The 6,223-nt window shown below is 35.9% G+C and carries 6 protein-coding genes; 4 read left to right on the top strand and 2 right to left on the bottom strand.

Features of this window, described 5'->3' with window-relative positions; all coding sequences use genetic code 11:
• Positions 1 to 307 precede the first annotated feature (307 nt).
• Positions 308 to 751, top strand: a complete 444-nt coding sequence (locus tag ACTQ5K_RS10720; RefSeq protein WP_031537041.1) for a cell wall hydrolase — start codon at positions 308 to 310, stop codon at positions 749 to 751.
• A 129-nt stretch (positions 752 to 880) separates the two neighbouring features.
• Here ACTQ5K_RS10720 and ACTQ5K_RS10715 read toward each other — a convergent pair whose 3' ends face one another.
• Positions 881 to 1,630, bottom strand: coding sequence for a polysaccharide deacetylase family protein (locus ACTQ5K_RS10715; RefSeq protein ID WP_081836613.1), 750 nt, complete (start codon positions 1,628 to 1,630; stop codon positions 881 to 883).
• 163 nt (positions 1,631 to 1,793) lie between these two features.
• Positions 1,794 to 2,363, bottom strand: coding sequence for a YitT family protein (locus ACTQ5K_RS10710; protein WP_031537039.1), 570 nt, complete (start codon positions 2,361 to 2,363; stop codon positions 1,794 to 1,796).
• A gap of 1,083 nt (positions 2,364 to 3,446) precedes the next feature.
• Here ACTQ5K_RS10710 and ltrA point away from each other — a divergent pair.
• The 3 genes from ltrA (at position 3,447) to ACTQ5K_RS10695 (ending at position 6,181) form a co-directional block, all read left to right on the top strand.
• Entirely contained in the window at positions 3,447 to 4,709 is a 1,263-nt protein-coding gene (gene ltrA, locus ACTQ5K_RS10705) for a group II intron reverse transcriptase/maturase (RefSeq protein WP_031537038.1), read from the top strand.
• 1,134 nt (positions 4,710 to 5,843) lie between these two features.
• Entirely contained in the window at positions 5,844 to 6,062 is a 219-nt protein-coding gene (locus ACTQ5K_RS10700; protein ID WP_035416354.1) for a hypothetical protein, read from the top strand.
• On the top strand, positions 6,059 to 6,181 hold the full coding sequence (locus tag ACTQ5K_RS10695; RefSeq protein WP_264298269.1) for a hypothetical protein: 123 nt from the start codon (positions 6,059 to 6,061) through the stop codon (positions 6,179 to 6,181). Before ACTQ5K_RS10700 ends, ACTQ5K_RS10695 begins: the two co-directional genes overlap by 4 nt.
• The last annotated feature ends 42 nt before the right edge of the window (positions 6,182 to 6,223 follow it).

The following is a 6,223-nucleotide window of genomic DNA, read 5'->3' as shown; positions in this document are numbered from 1 at the left end:
ACCTTTTCTTATGAGACACCCAAAATAATTTTGTAATTAGTTTATTTTGTCACAGGAATTTAAACGTTGGAAATGGATCGAAAAACAAAAATGGAGGTCCGTTTTACATTTCTTCTATTTAAACCTAAAATCTTACATAATTCTGCTGTAGCTGACTAAGTATATTTGATGTTAAAAAGACTCCAACAGGGGGCAAGGCACTACTACTAATTATGTTAACTAGTTTTGTATAGAGTATTCATTTGATATTTGTAAAAAAGGGCATGAATGTATGCTTTTTTTCATACTGTATTTTGGAGGTGGAAAAATGACAAGAGTAGCTTACCAAAATGCAGACGTCGATTTAATGGCAAGGATGATGAGAGCAGAAGCTGAAGGCGAAGGACCACAAGGAATGCTATATGTTGGAAATGTCATTGTTAACCGTGTTGTAGCAGATTGTGCTGACTTTAAGGAATTAAGAACAATTAGAGATGTCATTTTTCACGTACAAGGAGGAAATTACTCTTTTGAAGCTGTTCAAAAAGGTAATGTATTTTATCAAAGAGCAAGAGAATCTGAAAGAAGATTAGCAAGAAAGAATTTGGAATATTGGAGAGATCACCCAGCGAAATATGCTCTTTGGTACTTTAATCCATATGGTCCGTGTCCTCCAACATGGTATGACCAACCTTTTACTGGTCAATTTAAACAACATTGTTTTTATGAACCAGCGCCTGGAACATGTGAAAGCGTTTATAGTCCTCGTTGAGGAAAAGATTCGAATATTTATAAAAACTAAAATAAACTTTTTAGTAACCGTATTTACCTAAGAAAGATTGTAAAATACTAACTTAACAAAAAGGTACATTAATTGAGTAAGCAGCAAAAAAGGATCTTCTTACTGGAAGATCCTCAGAGGGTTTGTCAAACCGCTGGGAGGTGCGAACCACTTCGGTTTTATGCCAATGGTTTCTTCAATGAGAGCATTCGTCTTTTCTAACTCTTGTATGGTATCACTTTTAGATCGCTTCTTAAGATCTAGATGACTATAAGCATGATTTCCAATTTCATGGCCTTCCCGATAGATCATCTTAGCTAGGTCAGGATTCTTTTTAACCCAGCTACCATCGAAAAAAAATGTCGCCTTCACCTTGGATTCCTTTAGTGTGGTAAGGATCGTTGGAATGTACTCATTACCCCAAGCAACATTTATTAATAACGCCACCATAGGCTTTTCTGGATTTCCTTTATAAATCGGGATGGGTGCTAGATTTTCTAAATGGACATTTGGAGGTTTTTCCTTATAAACAACTTTGTTTTTGTGAAAATTACCATCTGATTTCATTTTTTTATAACTAGATTCAATATCTACATCCAATCCATTGTATCCAGGAATTGCCTTCCACACTCTATCGACTTTTGCATCAATCGGTTCAATTTTATGTTCCTCTCTATACACTTTAATTTCTTTGTAAAGTTCATCATTTTTCTCCTTTAAGGCTGCTGTACCAGAGCCAATAGTATTAAATGGTCCAATAAGATCCGTAATTGTTAAAATGAAAGTACTTAAAAACACTATTAGTATTAGCGAATTTTTTTCCTCATAAAACTCCTCCGCAATATAAACTAATAATTTTAAAATACCCATCAACAATAGACTTATGTAATTAAAAAAAAACAATCATAACACTAATCTTATAGGCTTATTATTCCCATCCCATTAACTACACCGTAGGAAAAATCGGCTTTCTTCATGTCGATATTGCTTAGCGTATGTTTCCACGTTTGTTGTTGGGACTCTCAATAAAAAATTATTTTCCTTTAATTAAGGATGTTATTAAACCCACAGAGGTAATAGCTATACATGAATAAATGAAGGTATCTAATTTTAATAAAGCCAGACATGCCAACACAATAATTCCATCTATCAGTATGATTACAAGTGCAATATTTAACGAAAAAGTTTCAGAAATAATTTCAGCTAGTAAGTCAGTTCCTCCAGTGCTTGTCTTATATCGCAGCATTAGACCAACACCAACTCCAATTATTGCACCTCCAATTAGTGCGCTTGCAAGTTGGGGAATAAAAAATTGAGAACGAAGAGGAACAAGTAAATCAATAAATAAGGACGAAACCAATAAGCCTTGCAAACTACTAAAAAAATACTCTTTTTTATTTATTGAGGAAAATATACAAATAGGGATACTTAACCCCACCATTATAATACCAGTTGGAAATTTAAAAAAATAATGAAGTAATAGTGCGATCCCAAGGATTCCACCATCTATTAAATGATGAGGAACTAGAAACCCATTCACACCAACTCCTAATAACAGACTTCCAATAAGAGTAGCTATTAATTTCTTAAAAATAACAATCACCTTGTCTCATTTTTAATCTAATAATATGTCGGGGTTTTAAGGTTAAGAATAAGAATGCAGAGGAAAAATTAAATATATTAGGGAATACTTCATTTATTAGGGGATAATCGCCTCCACTTTCCCCCTTTCTTAAAAGGCATTAAAGTATCTAAAGAAAGTAATTCTTTAGGTACTTTAATGCTCCGAAATCCCATAAGTAAAAAATAATTTAAACTTCAGTAAAGTTACTATTACTCCCTTGATCCCATATATCTAAATCCCTTTTTAGTTCACTCCGTTTTTTTATTTATTGTGTAATAAGGTAAGTTTCCTTGAGCTGACGAAATAATTCGTGCAAAACTAAAATCATTTATGTTTATTTCCTTTATAGGCAAGTTAAATTATTTAAATTAATGAGAATTGCACTCTTATCACAAAGACACATATTCTATTCTAAAAATAAATTACTAACGTCTATCTGTGAAGATTACCTATACAGGAGCATTTTTCCCAAACAAAATGGGACTTCTCAATGAGGTCCCATTTCCTTGTTGTGCGCCCGGCATGCACATGAACTATAGGGTGCGAGTCCCGAACCCCGAAGACAGAAGTAGAGGTTAGCCAAGAGCTAGGGTGTCCGTGGTGACGCGGAATCTGAAGGAAGCTGGAGGCAAAACACCGGTCCGAGGAACACGAATCTCATACAAGGCTAGTTACGACTGGATGAGTTTGCAACACAAAACAAAGTCCTTTCTGTCGAAGGTCATACCTAGTAAATGAGGCGGATAGATGGTGTAAAAGTGCATGTGCTTACCCGGGGAGGTCTGATGGAAACGTGAAGTACCCTTCATAACCTACTTGGTGACAAGTAGCTGAATCATCAGAAGTCAGCAGAGGTCATAGTACGATTGGGTCTAGAACCAGTCGGAAGGACTGAACAATTAAGAGAGATTAGCCCTTGGCTTTCCATCTAGAATGAAATAGCACAGAAAACAGAGAAACCTCACGCTTAGAAAGTAGTGGTGAATCCCACGAGGGTATTTGCGGAGGGTGGAGTTCAGATGGGCATAATAAGATAAGCTAATCACGGAAAGGAACGAAATGGTGATGTTGAATCAAATTCTTGAACGGCAAAATATGATACAAGCGCTAAAGCGAGTGGAAGCGAATAAAGGAAGCCATGGAGTAGACATGATGCCCGTACAAACCTTACGACAGCACATCCTCGAAAATTGGGAAACCATTAAATCGCAGATTTTGAATGGAACCTATGAACCACAACCAGTACGTCGAGTCGAAATCCCGAAACCAGATGGTGGTGTGCGTTTACTAGGTATCCCAACCGTGACAGATCGTTTGATTCAACAAGCTATCTCGCAGATTTTATCAAAGGAATATGACAAAATATTTTCGGACCACAGTTATGGATTCCGTCCAAATCGGAGTGCCCATGACGCTGTTCGGAAAGCAAAGGGTTATTTAAAGGAAGGTTATCGATGGGTGATTGATATGGATTTAGAGAAATTCTTCGATAAGGTCAATCATGACCGACTAATGGCAACATTAGCGAAACGAATTTCAGATAAATCTTTATTAAAACTTATTCGTAAATATCTCCAAGCTGGTGTCATGATAAATGGAGTGATTTCAAGTATAGAAGAAGGAACACCACAAGGTGGACCTTTAAGTCCCTTACTTTCAAACATAGTTCTAGATGAACTCGATAAAGAGTTGGAGGAACGTGGACATAAATTCGTTCGATACGCAGATGATTGCAATATTTATGTGAAAACAGAACGTGCGGGTCTAAGAGTAATGGCGAGTGTACAAAGATTTATTGAGGGAAAACTTCGTTTAAAAGTAAACGAAAAGAAATCAGCGGTAGACCGTCCTTGGAACCGGAAGTTCTTAGGTTTTAGTTTCACGAATCACAAAGAACCAAAGGTTCGTCTTGCGAAAACAAGTCTAGTTCGAATGAAGAAGAAAATACGAGAGATTACCTCAAGAAAGATGCCATACTCCATGGAATACAGAATCAAGATGTTAAACCAATATCTAATGGGGTGGTGTGGTTATTTTGGATTAGCAGATACAAGTTCCACATTCAAATCACTAGATAGCTGGATTAAAAGAAGATTAAGAATGTGTCTATGGAAGAATTGGAAGAAACCTCAAACAAGAGTCAGAAATCTTACTCGGTTGAAAGTTCCTTCTGGAAAAGCATACGAGTGGGGAAACACCCGAAAAGGGTACTGGCGCATTTCTAAAAGCCCCATATTACACAGAACCCTCGGCAATTCCTATTGGGAAAGCCAAGGGCTGAAAAGTCTACAAGTTCGTTACGAAACTTTGCGTTATTCATCTTAATTGAACCGCCGTATACGGAACCGTACGTACGGTGGTATGAGAGGTCGGGAGTTAATCACTCCCTCCTACTCGATTATTAAGTATAATAATCTCTTTAATGGAGAGATAAACCAAACTGTTGTTCGTTTTATGAACTAACCGTTTTTATAACCGGTAACTAAACCATTAGCTCTAAGCTCGTGAAGGGGTAGCGTCCCGAAAATGCGGATTTACAACGTTAAGCTGTTTTCATTGTTAAAAACGAAGGATTTAACAACGATAAGACTTTTGAGACAAGTCTTACGAGACACTAGTAAGCTTTATTTTACGTAAAATCGGTTAAGTCCCAATAGATTAGACCATATTGATATAAACCTCATACCCCTTGATATAACAACGATTGTATTCTCAACGTTGTAAATTGTGAAAATCCTGACGCTACCCCGTGAAGTGGTGTCAGCTCCAATCTGGACTCCAAACTCCTATTCTCAATTTTATACTTCAAAATACCTGTTTATAATACATGTTGTATTAGTGATGATTTTAATTTATACAGAGTCATGATGCTAAAAAAAAGATATACGGATAATACGGATAATAAAAATAAGGATAACCATACCAAAATGGGCTCAATAACGTACCAGCCAACAAACCACCTAATAAACCGCCTAGAAATGGGCTTCTCCACCAATATGGTCTCCAAAAGAAGGGAGATCCAAAAAATGGTCTAAAGGGAAAAGGCCTAAAAAATGGTCTAAAGAAAATGGCCTTATACCCCAAATCCTTTGGTCTAAATTTTCAACCTGATTATTTTGCCGAGATGGATCGTAATAATATTGCGGTTCTGAATTCATGAAAAGGGATTTTAAATCAGGCTTAAATCTGTAATTGGTGCTTTGTTAAGGGCTAGAACATCGCATCTTTTTTATAAACGTCGCGACTTTCTTAAAAATATCGCGTCTTTTTTATTAGTATTGCAACTTTATTTCAAAGCTACAGAAGATTTATTTTAGTAATATTTTGGCTTAATTTTAAAACGAAAGGAATCTCAATAATTGTCTATCCAAAGGAATAATTGCTATTTAGAATTGAGGATAAAACATTTTATTCGAGGCATTCTATCTTTGTACTAAACCACAAACAGGAGGAAGTAGCATGGCTAATCAAATTGATACTAATAAATTAAAACAAGCAGAGGCAGCCTCTTCTATAGTAAAAGATATGATAACTTCAGCGATTGAACAATCTGCTGCTAATACTACTCTTGCTTCAGAAGCATTAAAACAAGCATCAAATGAAGTTGCAGGCGGTTTTCTATATTTATTGTGTTTAATTAAGTTCAGTAAAGGGAACGGTGGAAAAAATTTGAGATGAGACATATTACCCAAAAAGATTATACATCGCAAACCTATAATCGTCGCCAAATAGAAGAACTGATGGGGATTTGGAAACGAGGTTACTACAGAAAAAATGGTGCTATTCACCAAAAGTAATTTTATAACTATATTCCCAAAAAATTCACCACATAAGAAAAT

Source organism: Niallia sp. Sow4_A1, from assembly GCF_052116745.1.
Classification (GTDB): domain Bacteria; phylum Bacillota; class Bacilli; order Bacillales; family Cytobacillaceae; genus Niallia; species Niallia hominis.
Note: the sequence above shows the minus strand (reverse complement) of the source record. Positions and strands in the feature narration are given on the sequence as shown.